16 protein-coding genes are annotated in these 19,839 nt (G+C 71.2%); 8 read left to right on the top strand and 8 right to left on the bottom strand.

All coding sequences use genetic code 11. The annotated features are described in order from the left end of the window. Positions 1-271: 271 nt before the first annotated feature. Positions 272-1,120 carry a DUF4262 domain-containing protein gene (locus KBX63_RS04280; protein WP_210908386.1) on the bottom strand — a complete coding sequence of 283 codons (849 nt, stop codon included), beginning with the start codon at positions 1,118-1,120 and terminating at the stop codon, positions 272-274. 289 nt (positions 1,121-1,409) lie between these two features. Between KBX63_RS04280 and KBX63_RS04275 the strand changes: the two genes are divergently transcribed. The 4 genes from KBX63_RS04275 to KBX63_RS04260 all read left to right on the top strand — a co-directional run bounded on the left by KBX63_RS04275 (position 1,410) and on the right by KBX63_RS04260 (position 6,441). Further along, the gene (locus tag KBX63_RS04275) at positions 1,410-2,264 is read left to right on the top strand and encodes an IS5 family transposase (RefSeq protein ID WP_210908385.1); all 855 of its coding nucleotides are present in this window, start codon (positions 1,410-1,412) and stop codon (positions 2,262-2,264) included. Between the two features lie 1,251 nt (positions 2,265-3,515). After that, complete coding sequence (locus KBX63_RS04270; RefSeq protein WP_210908579.1) at positions 3,516-3,857, top strand: hypothetical protein; 342 nt, start codon at positions 3,516-3,518, stop codon at positions 3,855-3,857. After that, positions 3,854-4,513 carry a nucleotidyl transferase AbiEii/AbiGii toxin family protein gene (locus tag KBX63_RS04265; RefSeq protein WP_210908384.1) on the top strand — a complete coding sequence of 220 codons (660 nt, stop codon included), beginning with the start codon at positions 3,854-3,856 and terminating at the stop codon, positions 4,511-4,513. Before KBX63_RS04270 ends, KBX63_RS04265 begins: the two co-directional genes overlap by 4 nt. 137 nt (positions 4,514-4,650) lie before the next feature. Continuing rightward, positions 4,651-6,441 carry a bifunctional UDP-sugar hydrolase/5'-nucleotidase gene (locus KBX63_RS04260; protein ID WP_210908383.1) on the top strand — a complete coding sequence of 597 codons (1,791 nt, stop codon included), beginning with the start codon at positions 4,651-4,653 and terminating at the stop codon, positions 6,439-6,441. 80 nt (positions 6,442-6,521) lie between these two features. Here the strand turns inward: KBX63_RS04260 and KBX63_RS04255 are convergent, their stop codons facing one another. Next, positions 6,522-6,695 (bottom strand): hypothetical protein, encoded by a 174-nt coding sequence (locus tag KBX63_RS04255; protein WP_210908382.1) that lies wholly within the window; start codon positions 6,693-6,695, stop codon positions 6,522-6,524. A gap of 148 nt (positions 6,696-6,843) precedes the next feature. Then, a complete protein-coding gene (locus KBX63_RS04250; protein ID WP_210908381.1) occupies positions 6,844-8,004 on the bottom strand; it encodes a geranylgeranyl reductase family protein in 1,161 nt (386 codons plus the stop codon). A gap of 157 nt (positions 8,005-8,161) precedes the next feature. Here KBX63_RS04250 and KBX63_RS04245 point away from each other — a divergent pair, with 157 nt between their 5' ends. Both KBX63_RS04245 and KBX63_RS04240 read left to right on the top strand, forming a co-directional pair. Continuing rightward, complete coding sequence (locus KBX63_RS04245; RefSeq protein ID WP_210908379.1) at positions 8,162-8,398, top strand: hypothetical protein; 237 nt, start codon at positions 8,162-8,164, stop codon at positions 8,396-8,398. Between the two features lie 89 nt (positions 8,399-8,487). Beyond that, positions 8,488-9,930: an MFS transporter gene (locus tag KBX63_RS04240; protein ID WP_210908378.1), complete on the top strand. Its 1,443-nt coding sequence runs from the start codon at positions 8,488-8,490 to the stop codon at positions 9,928-9,930. Positions 9,931-10,037: 107 nt separating this feature from the next. Here the strand turns inward: KBX63_RS04240 and KBX63_RS04235 are convergent, their stop codons facing one another. The 4 genes from KBX63_RS04235 to KBX63_RS04220 all read right to left on the bottom strand — a co-directional run bounded on the left by KBX63_RS04235 (position 10,038) and on the right by KBX63_RS04220 (position 15,926). Next, entirely contained in the window at positions 10,038-10,589 is a 552-nt protein-coding gene (locus KBX63_RS04235; RefSeq protein WP_210908376.1) for a hypothetical protein, read from the bottom strand. Positions 10,590-12,146: 1,557 nt separating this feature from the next. Continuing rightward, complete coding sequence (locus KBX63_RS04230; protein ID WP_210908375.1) at positions 12,147-12,779, bottom strand: hypothetical protein; 633 nt, start codon at positions 12,777-12,779, stop codon at positions 12,147-12,149. A gap of 13 nt (positions 12,780-12,792) precedes the next feature. Continuing rightward, positions 12,793-14,580 (bottom strand): DUF4012 domain-containing protein, encoded by a 1,788-nt coding sequence (locus tag KBX63_RS04225; RefSeq protein WP_210908373.1) that lies wholly within the window; start codon positions 14,578-14,580, stop codon positions 12,793-12,795. A gap of 101 nt (positions 14,581-14,681) precedes the next feature. Next, positions 14,682-15,926 (bottom strand): glycosyltransferase family 4 protein, encoded by a 1,245-nt coding sequence (locus KBX63_RS04220; RefSeq protein WP_210908371.1) that lies wholly within the window; start codon positions 15,924-15,926, stop codon positions 14,682-14,684. A 168-nt stretch (positions 15,927-16,094) separates the two neighbouring features. Here KBX63_RS04220 and KBX63_RS04215 point away from each other — a divergent pair, with 168 nt between their 5' ends. Then, positions 16,095-16,649, top strand: a complete 555-nt coding sequence (locus KBX63_RS04215) for a low molecular weight phosphatase family protein (protein ID WP_210908370.1) — start codon at positions 16,095-16,097, stop codon at positions 16,647-16,649. On the opposite strand, the gene KBX63_RS04210 is transcribed toward KBX63_RS04215, so the two are convergent. Beyond that, positions 16,630-18,090, bottom strand: coding sequence for a polysaccharide biosynthesis tyrosine autokinase (locus tag KBX63_RS04210; protein ID WP_210908368.1), 1,461 nt, complete (start codon positions 18,088-18,090; stop codon positions 16,630-16,632). The two genes, KBX63_RS04215 and KBX63_RS04210, sit on opposite strands and share 20 nt — an antisense overlap. 337 nt (positions 18,091-18,427) lie before the next feature. On the opposite strand from KBX63_RS04210, the gene nhaA reads away from it, so the two are divergent. Next, positions 18,428-19,792, top strand: a complete 1,365-nt coding sequence (gene nhaA, locus KBX63_RS04205) for a Na+/H+ antiporter NhaA (protein ID WP_210908362.1) — start codon at positions 18,428-18,430, stop codon at positions 19,790-19,792. Positions 19,793-19,839: the final 47 nt, after the last annotated feature.

Raw genomic sequence — 19,839 nt, 5'->3', positions numbered from 1 at the left:
GTTCGCACTTTGCCGGAGCCGAGGCTGCTGCTGCAGCGACGCCCAGTGCGACGGCGAGCGCGCACGACCGGCGGCACAAGCGTGCAGAGGTGAGCGTTCCGGACACCGTGGCAGCGTGGCAGCGTCAGATCGTCTGCCGCATCCGCTCCTTGCAGACCGGCGAGCAGTTGCTCCGACTCCGTCGGGTGCGGGCAGCTCGACCTGGAGCCAGGCGTCCATTGGTCAGGTCCTCGCTGCTGGGCCCGGGCCCGCAGTGGGACTGGCAGGCTTACTACGGCTCGACGGTCGAGCGTAGCCAGCTGCCGTCGGGCTGGCGCCAAGCGCGCCAACCCACCGGCAGGTCCAGCAACTGGCCGACGTCGTGGTGGGCGACGAGGTGGACCAGATGCGCGGTGGTCACGTCCGGCTGCTCCATCGCGTCGCCGTCGAGGAACTGCCAGCTCCCGTCGTGATCGTGGATCACACCATTGACCGGGCGGCCGCCGTCCATGATGCGCTTGAGCGTGAACACGACCTGGCAAGGATCAAGTCTCGGGTACACCCATGGCGGCGTCGGTTCGGTCCACATACTGCGCGGGTGCTCGTCCATCGGCAGCCACAGCGACGGCTGGGTTTCATGCGCGCCGTCTTCGAGCTCGGGGTCACCCGGGTAGCGGCCGGCCCTGTCCGGCCACAGCAGTTGCACGACCGGAAACGGCGGACGCTGATAGTAATCGATGGCCGCGCCGAACAGTGGCCCGTACCAACTGCTGTGCACCGGAGCGAGCGCGAGCTCGTACCCGTCGATGACGCCTGCCAGCCTGCGGCCGGGGGTCAGCGGCTGCCCGTCACGGATCAGGCGGCCGACCGTGTTGACGATCTCCATGGCCCGCTGCTGCGGGATGCCGAGCAGGCACAACTCGACGCTGCCGTAGCTGTGCCACAGACCGATCGAGTAGGCCCAGTCGGGCGTGGTCATGCCAAGAACGCCGGTGACGCCCCAACCGTACTCACGAACCAGCCGGGCATTGCGGCGCTCGCGCTCCGGCCAGGACTTCTCTGCCCGCCGCCACCGAACCCGCGGTGCGCCGTCGCCCTCGCAGAGTAGGCAATGACACTCGCGGTCGGGCGCGTCGGGCATCCGCGGAGCATACAAGGCGACCACCCGGTCAGCGGCTAATGAACGTTTCCGAGGTCGTGGCGGCGCGAGGCGTACCGCCGTGATGGCCGTCGGGCACGAGCGCCAGGCAGTGGACCAGTGCCGGAGTAGCGACCCGCAGTACCTGGCTCGCGCCAGTGTTACCACCGTCATCGCTTAGAGCGCCCGGCAGTAGGTCCAAGATTCGGACAGGCGAGTACCCGCGGGCAGTAGACAGGCACGGGTCCATCGATCATCGGAGTTCTCTACGCTCTGTGACCGATGGAGTCCCGTGCCTGCCCTGCCATCATCGTTGCTCGAACCGATCTTCGTCCAGTTCGCCGTGTTGTGTCCCGAGCAACCCGGGTTCGACCCGGGGCATCCTCTCGGTTGCCACCGCCGCCGGATCCCGAACCGGGTCGTGTTCGAGCTGCTCATCGCCGCTCTGGTCCACGGATCGGGCTACGAACGGGTGGCCACCGAGCAGTGCTCGGACCGCACGATCCGCCGGCGCCTGCGCCTGTGGGCCGAGGCCGGCCTGGGCGAACAACTACACGAACTGGTCCTGGACGCCTACGACCGGATGATCGGCCTGGACCTGGCCGACGTCAGCGCCGACGGCGCGATCACGAAAGCTCCGTGCGGCGGGGACCGGGCCGGCCGGTCGCCGGTCGACCGCGGCAAGGGCGGCATGAAACGCTCGACCGGCGTCGACGGCTACGGCATCCCGCTCGGCATCACCGGCGCCCCGGCCAACCGGCACGACTCGCCGCTGCTGCGCGACACCTTCGAGCAGTGCAGCCGCCAACTGCGCCATCACTGGCCGCAGCAGGTCACCGCCCACCTGGACCGCGGATACGACAGCCGGCGCACCCGTGAACTACTCGACGAGATCGGCTTCGACGCCGAGATCGCCCGCAAGGGTGTGCCCGCACCGATCCAGGTCGGTAAGCGGTGGGTGGTAGAGCGGACGAACTCGTGGATGAACGGATTCGGCAAGATACGCCGCTGCACCGACCGCGACTCCCAGATCATCGACTTCTACCTGTACCTGGCCGCCGCCATCGTCACCGTCCGTCAACTCATCCAACGGGCACGGGTCCTCTACCGCTGGGATACCCGGCCCACCACCCGCCGACTCAAGTGACACCTATTGCCGGTCGCTCTTAGGTCGGCGGCCTACAAGCCGGGGGGCTCGTGGCGCCAGGACTGTGTGTAACGACCGCCGGGCCGAGCCCATTCCAGGACTGGCCCATCCGACAGGCACCCCGTTCGAGGGTGCTGGTGCGGTCGGTCAGGGACTCTGCAACGACCACGGCCTCGCGGGCATTCCAACCCCGGACGGCCCCGCTGCCAACCCGCGGGGACGGGACCTGGCGGCCGGTGGTGCTGCGATCGTCAGGGTATGTAACGACCCCCGGCCCGCCATGATTCCACCCCACGGATGCAGCCGGCCACAACCCAGAAACCCCCGATACCGGACACCCGGCACGAGATCACCGAGCGTTCCGACGTCGGATGCGCCGGTTCGGGGGGTTGATCGACTCGGTATCGACGATATCGGGGCATCCGAGGGCCGTAGCCACCGCGACATCCGGGATATCCGCGATACCGAGTCGATCACCCCGAGCCAGGCGATCCGGAGGGCAAGGTGGTCGATGACCGATATACCTCAGAGGCATATGTATGACTCACCGGTATAACGCTCACCCCACCGACCGACCGCCCGAGTCGGTGGGTCTGGCCGTATCCAGCGCAGGGATCGGGCCGGCGACCGCCAGCGGGATACGCGAAGGCGGCAGGGATCAACGCGAACGACCGCCCGACAGGACGGGACACACCGCGCTGGCGCAGGAACCCGGGCCGGACACCGATCGCCGACGGTATGGACGCATCGCACGTTACGCAGGGATCGGTGCGGACAACGACCGCCGGCGAAATGGGACTGACCGCGCCCTGGGCGGACCGATCAGAGCGGATGGCGATCGCCGCCCAGGTCGGGGCTTGCCGGGCCGGCGCAGGCATCGGACCGGACCGACCAACCCGCCGGGATGGGCTTGCCGGACCCAGCGCAGGAGTCACGACGGACCGCGACCACCGACGGGGTGGGGCCCGCCGTGCCCGGCGCAGGGATCAAGCCTGACCGCCCGGAGCCGGGCACGGCGGGCCCCACCCCGCACAAACCCGGCACACCCAAAACCAACCCCGCCACGACGGGCAAGCCAAGCCCCCAGCCCCGCACGAACAAGCCACACCCGAAACCAACCCCAGCCACGACGGCAGCCCAGGCCCACCCACACGGACCCGGCACACCAAACGCACCCGAAACAGCCAGGCCGCCAGCAGCCCAGGGAACGTCGTGAGCGACACCAGCACCGGCGAGCGTTACCCTGACACCATGCAGGCCGTCTCCCCCACCACGACCGGCGTGGCCTTCCTGGCCCGCCCGGGTCGCCCTGCAGTGGTGGCGCGGACGCTCGCCGAGTTGGCCGGCCCCACCCGGGGTGTGGTGGAGCTACCGGTACGGCTGATGTGGAACGCCGAGCGCACCTTCGACCTCGGTGACCCCGACCAGCTGCTCTGGATGTACGAGAACGTGCTGCGGGAAACCACCCGCGCCGAAGATCTGTGCGTCCTGATCAACGGGCGGACGCTGCGCCGGGTGTGGCGGCTGCTCAACCTGCCCAGGGGCGTGCGCCAGGCGTGGGAGAGCCGGCACCGGGGCCTGCGCGCGGCGTGATCGCACCGCACCTGCACGAGTTCTACCGCGAAGTGGCGCGGGTTGCGCTCGCCGCCGCCGGGCCGCACCGGTTCGTGCTGGGCGGCGGGGTCGCCTGGGCCGCGCACGGGCTGGTCGCCCGCCCCACCGAGGACGTGGACCTCTTCGCCGACGTGGAGGGCGCCGCCGCTGCCGCCTCCGCCGGCGTACGGGTGGCGCTGGAGCGGGCCGGGTTCACGGTCACCGACGCCGACCCGGACAGCGACCTCGCCGACCTGTTCGACGGGTACGGGCGGGACATGAAGGACTTCGTGGTGAGCCGCGACGGGCGGCAGATCCGGCTCAGCCTGGCGCGGCTCGACCGGCAGCAGAGCCCGGTGGTGATGGACCTCGGGCCGGTGATGGACGTCCGCGACCTGGTCGCCAACAAGATCGCGGCGTTGGTCAACCGGCGCGAGGTTCGCGACTTCATCGACGTGGCGGCGGCTCTGGAGTACTACGACGTTACCGAGTTGCTGGAACTGGCTCGGCAGGTCGACCCCGCACTGGACCCGGCGGACGTGCGGGCCGCCGGACGGTACCTGGACCGGCTGCCCGACCAGCGTTTCGGCCGCTACGGCCTGGGCCCCACGGACGTCGCCCGCGTCCGGCAGCGCCTGGCAACCTGGCCACGCTGACCCTGTTCGCCGACCGCTTCGCCGACCGATGCGGCGGAGTCCACGGGACGTCGGGGCTGGCGTGGCGGGAGTGACCGATGCTGGTTATGGTGCGCGAGGCGCCCACGAGGCGCGTCCACCCGATGGAAAGGCACGTCATGACCTCTCCCTCCGGCCCGTCGCGTCGCCAGGTGCTCGCCGCCGCGGCCGCGGCGGCGACCGCCCCGCTGATCGCCGCCGCCCCCGCGCAGGCGGCCGGCGCGGCCCGGTCACGCACCTGGGACCTCACCCTCCTGGGCACGTCGGACACCCACGGCAACGTCTACAACTGGGACTACTACCGGGACGCCGAGTACGACGACAGCAAGCAGAACGACATCGGCGTCGCGAAGTTGGCCACCCTGATCAACCAGATCCGCGCCGAGCGGCGCGGCAAGGCGACGCTGGTGCTCGACGCCGGCGACACCATCCAGGGCACGCCGCTGGCCACGTACTACGCCAAGCAGGAGCCGATCACCGCCACCGGGGAGAAGCACCCGATGGCCCGCGCGATGAACGTCATCGACTACGACGCGGTGACGCTGGGCAACCACGAGTTCAACTACGGCCTGCCGCTGTTGGACCTGTGGATCCGCCAGCTCGGCTTCCCGGCGCTCGCCGCTAACGCGGTCAACGCGAAGACCGGCAAGCCGGCCTTCCTGCCGTACGTCATCAAGAAGGTCTCCCTCGGCTTCGCCGCGCCGACCCTGCGGGTCGGCATCCTTGGCCTGACCAACCCGGGCGTGGCGATCTGGGACAAGGGCAACGTCGAGGGCAAGCTGCGCTTCGACGACATGGTCGCGACCGCTGCGAAGTGGGTGCCGATCATGCGGGCCCGCGGCGCCGACCTCGTGCTGATCTCCGCGCACGGCGGCGACAGCGGCACCTCCAGCTACGGGCCGGAGCTGCCCAACGAGAACCCGGTGGCGCTGATCGCCCAGCAGGTGCCGGGGATCGACGCGATCCTCTTCGGCCACGCACACAACGAGGTGATCGAACGGTTCGTCACCAACGAGCGGACCGGCGCGCAGGTGCTGCTCTCGGAGCCGTCGAAGTGGGGCCAGCGGCTCACCCGGATGGACTTCACCCTCGCCCGGCAGCACGGCCGCTGGAAGATCACCACCAAGCGGGCCAGCATGCTGAACACCAACACGGTGGTGGAGGACCCGAAGGTGCTCGCCGTCGTACGGGCCCAGCACCAGAAGACGGTGGCGTACGTCAACCAGGTGGTCGCGCAGTCCACGGTGGAGTTGTCCGCCGCGGAGTCGCGGTACAAGGACACCCCGATCCTGGACTTCATCAACCACGTGCAGACCGAGGTCGTCGGCACGGCGCTGACCGGCACCGCGTACGCGGACCTGCCGGTGCTGTCAATCGCGGCGCCGTTCAGCCGGACGGCGGTCTTCCCCGCCGGCGACGTCAAGATCCGTGACGTGGCCGGGCTGTACGTCTTCGACAACACGCTCGAGGCGGTCGTGCTCAGCGGAGCCGAGGTACGTGCGTACCTGGAGTACTCGGCGAAGTACTTCCGGACTCTCGCGCCGGGTGCGCCGGTCGACCCGGAGCAGATGAGCGACCCGGCGGTGCCGGACTACAACTACGACGTCTTCTCCGGCCTGGACTACGACATCGACATTTCCAAGCCGGTCGGCCAGCGGATCACGCGGCTGGTGCAGCCCGGCACCGACACCCCGGTGGCGGACAACGCGCAGTTCGTGGTGGCGGTGAACAACTACCGGCGCAGCGGCGGCGGCAACTTCCCCGGCATCGTGAAGACCCAGGTCTACAACGCGCAGCAGGAGATCCGCCAGCTGCTCATCGACTGGGCGCAGGCCAAGGGGACGATCGACCCGGCCGACTTCTTCCAGCCCAACTGGCGGCTGGTGCGCGAGGGCGTACCGGTCTTCTGACCGAGGCGTGCCGGTCGGGCGAACCGGTACGTACCGCGAACGGGCCGTGGGTGGCGACACCTGCGGCCCGTTCCGCGTTCTCAGCCCTGCACGTTCCAACGGACCGGGTCCTCGGCCCTCTCCGGGCGGTCACGCCCCGGATCGGTCTCGGTCAGCTCGACCCGCTCCTCGGGGTGGACGGCGGGCGGCAGCTCCCCGAACCGGACGTGGCGCAGGAACGCGTACTCATCATCGGTGAACGGCTGCTCGGCCATCGCGCACCCCCAGCTCTCCCGCCATTGTGTGGCGACCGGGCCGTCCCGCACCAGCGGTCCGGTCGGTGTGATGTGCCTGATGCTCGGATACGGCCGTCACCACCCGTAAGGCATCCTAGGATCCTGGGTGAATAGGGAACCCGGGCGGTCAGGGGCGAGCTGGCGCCGAAGCAGGCCGCCGACGAGGGACAGGTAGCCGATCCAGCACCGCGAGCCCCGCCCGGATCGACCGGCGCGCCAGCATCTCGTCGAAGCTCGCCCGGCCCTGACAGAACTGAACGAACATCCGCCAACCCGGCGGGGTCGCCAACAGTGCGTGGAACGCCTCCGGGCGGCGGGTGAACAGCTCGAGCAGGCGGTACCCCGCCCGCATCGACGGCACCAGGCGCTCGGCCACCGCCCGCTCGTACCCGACCAACTCGCCGTCGGCGACCGCCGCCCCAGCCAGCTCGCCGGAGCGCAGCGCGAAGCTGATGCCCTCCCGGCTCCAGGGCTCCAGCAGCCCGGCCGCGTCCCCCACGACCAGCACCCGGCCGTGCCGCAACGGCGAATCCTCGGCACGGCAGCGGGTCAGGTGACCTGAGTCGTGCTCCGTCGGCAGTCCGTTCAGCCCCAACCGGTCGACGAACCGCCGCAGGTAGTCCCGCGTCCCCTCCCCCGCACCCCGGCCCGCGATCACGCCGACGGTCAGACGATCGCCCTTGGGAAAGACCCACGCGTACGAGCCCGGCATCGCGCCCCAGTCCAGCAGCAGCCGTCCGCGCCAACGCTCCTGCTCCGCGGGCGGCACCGGCACCTCCAGCTCCAGCCCCAGGTCCACCTGCCGGTAACGGACCCCCACGTGCCGGGCGGTCACCCCCGAGGAGCCGTCCGCGCCGATCACCGCGCGGGCCGCGAGCGACGTACCGTCGGCCAGCCGCAGGCGTACCACCTCGGGGTCCTGTTCGATGGCGCGGACCGGTACCCGCTGCCGCACCTGCGCGCCGGCGGCGACCGCCGCCGCGCGCAGCCGGTCGTCGAACTCCTCGCGGCGCACCATGGTCACCACCGGACTGTCGTGCCGGCGGGTGAACTCACGACGGCCGTCGCGGGTGAACGTCACCCGGGTCACCCGGTCGTGCGCGGGCACCTCGATCCGGTCCCGCACGGCGGCCAGTGAGGTGCCGATCAGGCCACCGCCGCAGGTCTTGTAACGGGGGTGCTCGGCCCGCTCGACAACCAGGGTGCGGACGCCGGCGCGGGCGGCGGCATGTGCCGCGGAGAGTCCGGCGGGGCCGGCGCCGACGACGACGAGATCCCAGACGATCACGGGTGCAGCCTAGGGCACCGCCCGCCAGCCAGCCTGGCCGCCGGGCAGCCCGCAGGCCACCCGGACCGCCCGATCGGGTGGGCATCTTCGGTCACGCAGGGGGTAACCGGCGCAACGCAACCGTCTGCGTAGAGGCGGACGAGCGAAGGAGGATGTCATGCAGCAAATGCAACTGTCTGAGGTCGAGCAACGGGTGTACCAGGCGGTCACCGCACTCGAGGCGCGCGGTCAGGTGCCGTACCCGGACATGATCGCCGAAGAGTCCGGGCTGGCCGCGGAGCAGTTGAACGCGCCGCTGCACCTGCTCACCGAGAAGGGCCTGCTGCACCGCGAGGATTCACCGATGGCCGGCCTCGACTTCGGTCCACGGTTCTGCGCCCGCCAGATGGCGTGACCTGACCCCCGGTACGGCCCTCGACGATTCGCCCTCCGGTGACCGGGGTAGCGGTCACGAGTGATGATCGACGGTCAACGGGGGGCACGATGACAGCGGCGCGCTCGCCGCAGCCGGTCGACGCGGCGGAGAACCGGCGACGTTGGCAGGCCGTCGGCGTCGGGCTGGTCGCCGCGTTCATGACGCTGCTCGACGTGAGCATCGTCAACGTCGCCGTGCCATCCATCGACCGGGCGCTGCACGCCTCCCCGAGCGACCTGCAGTGGGTCCTCTCGGGGTACGCGCTCACCTTCGGGCTGGTGCTGGTGCCGGCGGGCCGCTTCGGTGATGCCCGTGGCCGGCGCAACGCGTTTGTTTTCGGCATCGCGCTGTTCACCGTGACCAGCGCGCTCGCCGGTCTGGCCACCTCCCCGGCGTGGCTGGTCGCCGCCCGCCTGCTCCAGGGCGCCGCCGCCGGCGTGGTCAACCCCCAGGTGATCGGGCTGATCCAGCAACTGTTCCAGGGGCCGGAACGGGCCCGGCCGTTCGGGGTCCTCGGCGCCACCATCGGTATCTCCACGGCGGTCGGCCCGCTGCTCGGCGGTCTGCTCATCGCGATCGGCGGCGAGGAGCACGGGTGGCGGTGGGTCTTCTTCGTCAACGTGCCGGTCGGCATCCTCGCGGCGATCCTCGGCTGGCGCCTGCTGCCGGGCCGACCCGAGGGCCAGCCGGACCGGCGCCGACTCGACCCGGTCGGCGTACTGCTGCTCGGCGTGGGTGTGGTCCTGGTCCTGCTGCCGCTCGTCCAGGAGCAGCAGTGGCAGACCCCGTGGAAGTGGGCGCTCATCCCGGCCGGCCTGGCGGTGCTGGTCGCCTTCGGGTTCTGGGAGCGGTGGTACGCCCGGCACCGGGAACCGTTGTTCGACCTGCGGCTGTTCAGCTTCCAGTCGTACATCCTGGGGTCGCTCATCGCTCTGGTCTACTTCGGTGGCTTCACCGCGATCTTCTTCATCTTCACCCTCTTCCTGCAGAACGGCCTCGGCTACAGCGCGCTCGTCGCCGGCCTCGCCATCACGCCGTTCGCCCTCGGTTCGGCCGCGGCGTCGGCGCTGGGCGGACGCATCGTGAACCGCTTCGGCAGGCCGCTGGTCGCCATCGGCCTGCTCGGCGTGGTGATCGGCCTGGCCGGAACAGTGGTCGCGCTGCGCCTCGCGCCGGACGCCCCGGCGCCCTGGGTGACCGCCGGCCCCCTGCTCGTCGCCGGCATCGGCAGCGGCTTGGTGATCGCACCCAACCAGACCCTCACCCTCGCCCAGGTGCCGGTACCTCAGGCGGGCAGCGGCGCCGGCATGCTCCAGACCGGTCAGCGGATCGGGGCCGCGGCCGGCATCGCCGCCGTCGGCTCGCTGTTCTTCTCCTCGCTCGCCGACAACCAGGGCAACTGGACCACCGCCTTCGAACACTCACTTCTGCTGGCGACCGGGATCATCGCGCTCGCGCTGATCGCCGCGCTGATCGACATCCTGCGCACACGCAACCACACCCCGGACTGACAACCCGAGGGGTACGCCACCAGGGGCGAGACGCGGACATGCCGCTGGCCGGCGCCCCGGGGGTGGGGTGCCGGCCAGCGGTCGGTGTCACGCAGGTGCTGCTTGGGTCAGCTGTTCCAGTGCTGGGCGACCAGGTCGGTGGCCTGCTGTTCCCACTGGGCGTAGGCGTCGGGGTAGGCCGAGACCTGCACGGTCTGCGCGGCGTCGGTCAACGCCATGTCCTGCCACCCGTCGACCTGCTTGAGGCCCTTGAGGAACGCGGTGGTGGAGTATTCGGGGTCGGTGATCTGCTCCGGCGTGCCCCAACCCGAGCTGGGGCGCTGCTGGAACAGGCCCAGCGAGTCGTGGTCGTTGCGGTCGCCGAGGTGACCCAGGTTCTCCAGCTTGGACTCCTGCAGGCTGGTGGCGATCGAGATGACCGCGGCCCGCTCGGGCAGCCTGGCCTTCTTCGTCGCGGCGATGATCGCCTTGACATTCGCGGTCTGCTCGTCGTTCAGGTCGATGCGCGACTGCGCACCCTGCGCCTTCTGCACGGCGACTGCGACCGGCTTGCCCTCGACCGGGGTGGCGGCGGTGGCGGCGATCGGACCGGCGAAGACACCACCGGCGAACGCGAGACCAGCAACCGACAGCACGCTCTTACGAATGATCGTGTTCATCAGGGGTCAGCTCCTTCAAGGGGGTAGACACCCACCGCCAACAGGGGAAACGGCACGCGGGTGCGAGCACCTCGTCCGGCGCTTTCAACAACACAGGGGAAAGTCTTAGGTCGGCGGCCTACAAGCCGGGGGGCTCGTGGCGCCGGGACTGTGTGTAACGACCGCCGGGCCGGGCCCATTCCAGGACTGGCCCATCCGACAGGCACCCCGTTCGAGGGTGCTGGTGCGGTCGGTCAGGGACTCTGCAACGACCACGGCCTCGCGGGCATTCCAACCCCGGACGGCCCCGCTGCCAACCCGCGGGGACGGGACCTGGCGGCCGGTGGTGCTGCGATCGTCAGGGTATGTAACGACCCCCGGCCCGCCACGATTCCACCCCACGGATGCAGCCGGTCACAACCCACAAACCCCCGATACCGGACACCCAGCACGAGATCACCGAGCGTTCCGACGTCGGATGGGGCCGGTTGAGGGGATGATCGACTCGGTATCGACGATATCGCGGCATCCGGTGGCCGTGGACACCGCGACATCCGCGATACCGAGTCGATCACCCCGGGCAGGGGCGATCCGGAGGCGAAGTGGTCGATGACCGATATACCTCAGAGGCATATGTATGACTCACAGGTATAACGCTCACCCCACCGACCGCCCCGGCAAGGGTCGGCATGAGCCACGTCCACCGCAGTGAACTCCTCGACGACGATCCCGTCCACACCGGCGGCCGGACCACGGTCGCCCGGATTCGTCAGGAGCAGGTAGTAATCGAGCGGAAGCCGCCGCTCGGTCGCCTCGACGACCGTCGTCCCAGGTTCTGTGCGAAGCGGCCCGGTAGGCATCAGCGACATCCTCCGTCTTCTCTCTATATCGGGAGTAATCGGCCGGCGACCGCCGGCGGGACGCCCCCAAGCGGCAGGGATCAGCGCGAACGACAACCCCGACGGGATAGGACTCACCCCACCGGGCGCAGGAACGGCACGGATGAGGATCACCGCCGGGGATGGGTTTGCCGGACCCAGCGCAGGGATCACGACGGACGGCGACCACCGACGGGATGGGACTCACCGCACCCGACGCAGCAATCAGTGCCGACGACGCTCGCCGCCGGAACGGTGCTTGCCGGAACCCACGCAGAGACTCGGCAGGAACGGCGACCACCCGCCGGAATGGAACTCTCACCACACGTGGCGAGGATCGGAACCGATGGCGGTCCCCGGGCGGAATCGCACGACGGACGGCGACCACCGACGGGGTGGGGCCCGCCGTGCCCGGCGCAGGGATCAAGCCTGACCGCCCGGAGCCGGGCACGGCGGGCCCCACCCCGCACGAACCCGGCACACGCAAACCAACCCCAGCCACGACGGGCAGGCCAGGCCCCGGACCCGGCACACCAGAAGGACCCCGGCACCGACGGCAGGCCGGGTCAGACTGCACAGCAACGCACGCCCCGGAAGCCGCACCGGCGTTCACGGCACAGACAGGTTGGCGCCCGTCGGACAACTCCGACGGGCGCCAGCCTCAGGTGCTACCCGGGCCCTGCCCGGTTGGTGGTGCGGATCAGTGCGCGGCCCCACCGAGGCGCTGGCGACGACGCCACGCGAGAGTCAGCAGCAGCATGACCGCGCCGGCGCCGACCAGGCCGCCGCCGAGCTTCATGGGCGTGCCGAGGCTGCTACCCGTGACGGGCAGCGGCTGCTTCTTGTGCAGCACGCGAAGCTCCGCGCTGGCGGTCCGACCGGACTCCCGGCCGGTGGCGGTGAAGGTCAGCAGACCCGTCACCGACGGCCGGTAGCTCTTGGTGAAACGGCCCTGGGCGTTCGTGCGGGCCGTGAAGCTCAGCGGCGCGCTCGCCTGGTACGCCACCGGAGCCATTGCCACGGTGCTGCCGTCGCTGCGTCGGGCCGGCACCTGACCGGCAGCCGGGGCTGCCAGCGGCGTGACCGACACGACGATGTCGACGGTCTCGTTCGGACCGAAGCCGGTACCGGTCAGCACGACCGTCTCGCCGAGGAAGATCGTCGGCCGGTTGACGGTCAGCGACGGGGGCGCTGGCACGTACGGCGGTGGCTGTGGCGTGTCCGTGATCGTCGGCGACGGCTGCGGCTGCGGCTGTGCCGCCCCCGCCGCGGTCGGCACGGCCACCACGGCCAGGCCGACCGTGAGCGCCATGATGATGCGGGATAGCCGCATGATTGGTTCCCTCCTACTGGTCACAGCTTGGTGCGGAATGAACTTGGGTGGTCCAAGGGCTGGCGGTGGGGGTCAGCCACAGCTCGGCCTGTCCGACGCCGGTCTTCGCGGTCAACACGGTGACCTCCAAGACCCGTTCGGCGCCGGGGCTCGCCTCGACGTTGGCCGTGGCGACCTGCCGGCGTCGTTCGGTGCCGCTGCCCAGAGCGATCTCCGTGCCGTCGAGGCGCGCGTCGAGCACACTTCCGCCCGCCGGACTGAAGATCGACACCAGCGTGCGGATGGTGTACGGGTCCCCCGCCAGGCCGAGGCCGAGGACCGACTCACTGAGTCCGGACTTCGGCGCCGTCGAGCGCAGGGTCACCCGCAGCCGGAGCTCACGGCGGCCGTCGGGCCGGCATTCGCCGACCGTCAGGTTCGCCGTCGGCCGCAGGTAGTAGCCGAGCTTCGCGCCGCTGCCGTCGTTGAGGAACACGCCGACCGTCGGCACGGTGTCCTGTTCCGGAAGCGTCCCGGCCATCCGGCTCTCGCCGAATGTCCGCTGTTCCTCAGGTCGGGCACTCCAGAACAATATCCGGCGTTCGGTGATAGCACGGTCAAATGCGGACAACAACACCCGCGGGTTGACATTCTTCTTGAAGAAGGCGTCAAACACCGCAGCGGCGGACGCCGTGAAGAACGCGTCCTGCTCCTTGAGGTCCAACCGCTGGTAGGTCTCGTTGAGCAGGGTCTGCACGACCTTCTCGCTGGCCAGCGGGACGCCGCCGGGCACCAGGACCGGGCCGGTCGCCTTGAGCAGGTAGGACAGCACCACCGGGTCGACGGCGAGCACGCCGTCGACCGTGGTGCCGGTCTTGCGGCGGAACATTTCCCGGTACAGCGCGGCGGCGGTCGGGAAGTGCGGGGTCAGATTGACGTCGGCGGGATAGATGCCGGGCAGATCGGTCCAGACCGCCCTGATCTCGGCTGGCAGCTTCAGCGCGGGGGTGAACCGGCCGAGGGAGGCACTGCTGCCCTGCCGGCCCATCCGGACCTCGCCCTTCTCGGCCTCGATCATCGCGTACGCGCCGAACATGCCGCCGGTGGCGCGCAACTCGGCCAGGTTCTGCGAGACCAGCAGGTACCGGCGCGGGCCGCTCGCGCCGAGGAGCGGCGGCAGCAGTCGGGCGCCCTGGTCGGCGGCCGTGGTGAGGCCGGCCAGCCGGTCGATCTCGCCGCGCAGGTCGGTCAACGCCCGACGGATCTGGCTGACCAGCTGGTCGGCGGGCACCGCGGCCAGGTCGCGGCGGGTGCGCTGCACCGCGCCGTCCACCCGGGACAGCTCGGCGGAGGCCCCGGTGAGCCGGGCCAGATCCAGCCGACCCTCGGTCGGCACCAGGCTGGTCAGGTCCATCCGGAGCAGGGTCGGGAACGCCTGCCGGGCCAGTTCGTCGATGGCGACGGCGATCTGCCGGACCGCGGCGAGGTCGTCACCCGCGATCGGGGTACGCCGACCGAGCGCCCAGCCAGGGTCGGCGGTCGCGGCCCGGGCCGCGCCGGACTGCTCCTGAAGGGCGGCCAGGGTCCGCAGGGCACGATCGGTGTCTCCGCCGACCACCTGGGCGCTCAGCTCGCGGGCCAGGCCAGCGGCGTTGAGCAGGTGGGCCCGGGCCTGCCAGCCGCGGAAGCCGATCCACCCGCCGGTCGCGAGCAGCAACGAGCCGACCACCAGGGCGCCGAGGAGGGCCCGTCGCAGTCGGGCCCGCCGGCGGCGCCTGGACCGGCTTCGCCGCCGGCGCGGTCGTTCGCTCTCCTCCGTCACACCACACTCCCGTTTCGTGGAATCGGACAGAAGGTCCGATATCCCTGACGTTCTTAGCACGTATCCAGGGACCTCGTACCGTTATGGCATTTCTCGTCCCTTTACGCGAGGTTTCCTCGCGGGTCGACGCGCTCGGTGACCCGGCCGGCCGCCTCATGCAGCAGCCGCTCGATCCGGTCCACCCCGGCCGGCAACGACATCTCCCGCAGGTACGTCTCCCGGCCCCGGCGGCCCATCTCCGCCCGCGCAGGCGGGGGGATCGTGGCGGCCAACCAGAACCGGTCGGCCAGCGCGGCCCAGTCCTCCGGCGGGCAGGACAACCCGGCCCGGGCGCGTTCCACCAGCTCGGCGGTGTCCCCGCCGGCCGAGGCCACCACCGGCGCGGCGCAGGAGAGCGCGGCCTGCAGCTTGCCGGGCACCATGCCCCGCAGCTCCGGCAGGTCGCGCAGCATGACGAGCTGGTAGTCGGCAGCGGCGTACAGCTCGGGCATGTCCACCGGGGAGCGTCGCTCCACGAAGCGGACGTTCTCGGCGCCCAGGTCGGCGGCGAGCCCCCGCACCCGCCGCTCGTCGGCGCCCGAGCCGACCAGGACCAGCTCCATCGTCCGGTCCAGCGCCGCGGCGGCGCGTACCGCGGTCTCCAGCCCCTGCCGGGCGCCGATGGTGCCGGCGTGCATCACCACGCACCGACCGTCGCGGCCGACCAGCTGGCGGGCCGCGGCACCGGGCGTCGCCGGGTGGAAGATCCTCTCGTCGGTCCAGTTCATCACCAGCCGGACCCGGGCCGGGTCGGCGCCGGCGGCGACCACCAGGTCCCGCATCGACGGCGCGGCCACGGCGACCCGCGCGGCGGCCCGGTAGATGCGGGCCATCGCGGCGCCCATCCGTGCCGACCAGCGCCCGTCGCCCGCCTCGTCGGCGCCGTCGCGCGCCCAGACGTCCTGCACGTGCAGCACCGCCGGCACCCGCCCGAGCAGCCGGAGCACCCCGGCTGCGGCGAATGTCGTGGCCGGCAGCTGAAAGACGTAGAGCGCGTCCACGTCGCCGAGGAACCGGCGCGCGATCAGCGTCGCGCTGCCGGCGAAGGAGAGATAGCTGGCCATCCTGCCGCCGGTCGACCCGGCGCCACCGGAGTACCGCGGCACCCGGCGCACGGACAGCCGTTCGCTGTGCGTCTCGTGGTGCCAGCGCTGACGCCAGCCCGGGTAGACGTGCCCGCCGGGGTAGTCCGGGAAGCCGGTGAGCACCCGAACCTCATGCCCGCGTGCGGCCAACTCCTCGGCGAGGCTGCCGGGGATGAACGCCGGCTCTGGTGGAAAGTGGTACGACAGGATGCCGATCTTCATCGGGCCACCGCCGTCCGCCATGGATCCGACCCGGCCGGCGCGGCACCGCGACCGGCGGGTGTCCGGTCCGCGTACGATGCCGACAACCCCTCCCCGCGCGGCCACCGGCGTCGACGCACCGCGCCAGCGGTGCGGCCGCCCGCGTCCGCACCGATGAAAGGGGCACCGATGGTCGACCGCGTGCTGTTCGTCTGCCACGCCAACCTGTGCCGGTCGCCGATGGCCGAGTACCTGGCCCGCCGGCTGCTGGCCGACCGGCCGGTCACCGTGGCCAGTGCCGGCACCGACGCGATGGACGGACTGGCCATGCACCCGTACGCCGCGGAGATCGCGGCCGAGGGCGGCACGGACCCGGCGGCGTTCCGCAGCCGGGCGCTGCGCCCCGAGTATCTGGCTGACGCGACGCTGGTGCTGACCGCGACCCGGCGCCAGCGGTCGGTCTGCACCGCGCTGGCGCCGGCCGCGCTGCACCGGACGTTCACCCTGCGCCAGTTCGGCCGGCTGGCCGCGGCGGCCGATCCGCAGGCCGAGCCGGCAGACGACTCGCTGCGGGCCGCGATCGCCGCCGCCGCCCGCGTCCGGGGGCGGCTGCAACCCGCCGCCCCGGACGCGGACGACCTACGGGACCCGATCGGCGGCACCGCCGCCGACTTCCGACGCTGCGCCGAGGAGATCGAACGATCGCTACGACCCCTCGCCGCGCTCATCGGGGCAACCGGGTGAGTTCCTGGGTGCGGTCGCTGACGCCGTTGACCCCGGTGCTCTCGCTGTGCCGGGCGGACGTTGCCCGGTCGGTCGACACCGACGGCGTGGCCGTGGAGGCCACCACCCGGTAGGCCTCGTACTGGTACGCCTCGGCCTTGGCCACCTTGGCCATGTTCAGCACGCAGCCGAGCAACCGGACCGAGACCGAGTGCAGGGAGCGGGCCGCCGCGGCCACCTGGGTGCGGGAGGTCCGCCCCTGCTGGGTCACCAGCAGCGCGCCGTCGGCCTGCACGGCCACCACCACACCGTCGGTCACCGCGAGCAGCGGCGCGGTGTCGATGATCACGATGTCCGCTGACTCGCGCAGCGCCAGCAGCAGGTCCGCCATCGCCTTGGAGCCGAGCAGCTCGCTCGGGTTCGGCGGCGCGGAGCCGCTGGGCAGCACGAGCAGGGACTTGTCGCCCCACCGCTGCACCACGTCGCCGACCTGGACGTCACCGACCAGCACGTCGGTGAGGCCGACCCCGGCGTCCAGGCCCAGGTACTCGTCGACCTTGGGGCGGCGCAGGTCCGCGTCGACCAGCAGCACCCGCCAGCCCGCCTCGGCCAGTGCGATGGCCAGGTTGCAGGAGAGCGTGGTCTTACCCTCGCCCTGCAGGGCGCTGGTCACGGCGATGACCCGGGCCGGCTCGTGCACGTCCACGAAGCGCAGGTTGGTGCGCAGCTTGCGGACCGCCTCGGCCCGCGCCGACGTCGCGGCGTCGCCGACGATCAGCGGAGCGGAGCGGGCGCCGCTCTCGAACGGGATCTCGCCGAGCAGCGGGCTGCCGGTGGCACGTTGCAGACCGGCGGCGTCACGCAGCCGGATGTCGGCCACGCCGCGCAGGATCGCCAGGCCGACGCCGAGCACCAGACCTATCAACCCACCGAGGGTCAGGTTCCGTACCGGCTGTGGCGAGACCGGGCTGGCGCTGACCCGCGGACCGCTGACCACTTCGATCTTGATTGGCGCCTTGCCCTCGGGTGGGGTCTCGACCTTCTGCACGAGCTCGACGAACTTCGCGGCGAGGGTCTCCGTCACCCGCAACGCGCGGGTCTGATCGGTGTCGGTGACCGACGCGCGCAGCAGGACGGTGCCGGTCTCGGTGGAGGTGCTCACCCGACGCTGCACCTCGTCCGCGGTGAGCCCGACCGGGTTCTCGGCCACCACGCTCTGCGCCAGCCGGTCGCTGGTGAGCAGGTCGGCGTACGACTTGACACGCTGCTGAAGGAAGAGTCCACCCTGATAGGCGTCGCTGACGCCCTGATTGGGGGTGGTGACGAAGAACGTCACCGAGGCGACGTACCGGGGCTGGGCCCGTACGGTCAGAAACGCCGAGACGCCCAGGGCCACCATGACCGTGACCAGCGGGATCCACCAGTGCCGACGCACGTGGCGCAATTGGCGGAGCAGGTCCATCAGGCGCGCCTCCGTGCCGGTCCGGTTACGCCAAAGAACTTCACGAAAACCCCCAAGGTCGTCTTAAACTCGTGAAACCATTAAAGCCGCTCATACGGCTTATGTCCGGAGTTATGTGTTTTCAAGGGTGACAAGTGCGTCCGCATGACCAACCCGAGAAACGTCCATTCGGCAGCGGCGACATCGGGGAAAAGTCGACAGCCGATCGGCCGGCATCCGGATCGCCCTGCGGTCGCCGGCACGGACGAGCCCGGATAGGGTCGACAACGGTGTGCCGGGAAGCCTGGTCGGCGAGTGGATTCATGCCGTCCCGACATCCCCGAGGTGAACGCCGCAGATGAGCAACCGCACCCCACCGTCCGACCGGTTCCGGCCGGCACGGCTGTTCTCGCGATCGTCCTGGCCCGAGGCCCGGCACCTCGCCGACGTGCTGCGCACCGAGACCGTCGGCGGCGCCCTGCTGCTGCTCGGTGCAGTGATCGCGCTGCTCTGGGCGAACTCCCCCTGGGACGACGCGTACGCGCGGCTGGGCGACTGGGTGCCCTGGCCCGGCGGCGCACGCTGGCATCTCGACCTGGACCTGGCCACCTGGGCCGCGGACGGCCTGCTGGCCATCTTCTTCTTCGTGGTGGGCCTGGAGCTCAAGCGGGAGTTCGTCGCCGGTGAACTGCGCGACCCGCGGCGCGCCGCGCTGCCGATGGTGGCCGCGCTCGGCGGAATGCTGCTGCCCGCGCTGATCTACGTGGCGGTCGTCCTGACGGCGGGCGGTGAAGGGCTGCGCGGATGGGCGATCCCCACCGCCACCGACATCGCCTTCGCGCTGGCCGTGCTCGCGGTGGTCAGCTCGCACCTGCCCCAGGGCCTACGGGCCTTCCTGCTCACCCTCGCCGTGGTCGACGACCTGTTCGCGATCACCATCATCGCGATCTTCTACACCGCCGATTTCCATCCCGTCCCGCTGCTCGCCGCGCTGGCGCCGATCGGGCTCTTCGCCCTGCTGGTGCAGCGCGGGCGTACCTGGTGGTGGGCTCTGATTCCCCTCGCGGTCGCCGCCTGGGCCCTGGTGCACGCCTCCGGGGTGCACGCCACGGTGGCCGGCGTACTGCTCGGCTTCACCGTGCCGGTGCTGGCCGCCCGCAGGCGCGCGGGCGACGCCCCGACCGGCGACCGGCCGGGCGCCGACGGGGCCGGCGGCGGGCTCGCCGCGCACCTGGAGCACCGCTGGCGGCCGGTGTCGGCCGGCTTCGCGGTGCCGGTCTTCGCGCTGTTCGCCGCCGGGGTCACGCTGGGCGGCACCGACCTGGGCGCCCTGGTGACCGACCCGGTGGTGATCGCCATCGTCGCCGGCCTGGTGCTCGGCAAGAGCCTCGGCATCTTCGGATCGACCTACCTGCTGGCCCGGTTCACCCGCGCCGAGCTGGACGAGGACATCACCTGGCCCGACCTGCTCGGGATCGCACTGCTGGCCGGCGTCGGGTTCACCGTGTCGCTGCTCATCGGCGACCTGGCGTTCGGTGCCGGCAGCACGGCCGACGACCGGGTCAAGGTGGCCGTGCTGACCGGGTCGGTGATCTCCGCCGGGTTGGCCGCCACCGTGCTGGTCCGCCGCAACGGTGTGTACCGCCGGGTGGCGGAGCGGGAGCAGCTGGATGCCGACGGCGACGGCGTGCCCGACGTCTATCAACGCAACGGCGACGGCTGACCGGCCCGACGGCTGACCGTAACGCTCCCCGACGGTCGGCCGTCGGG

The sequence above is a fragment of the Micromonospora sp. U21 genome (genome assembly GCF_018070045.1).
Lineage (GTDB): Bacteria > Actinomycetota > Actinomycetes > Mycobacteriales > Micromonosporaceae > Micromonospora.
This window is presented reverse-complemented; position numbering and strand designations above follow the sequence as displayed.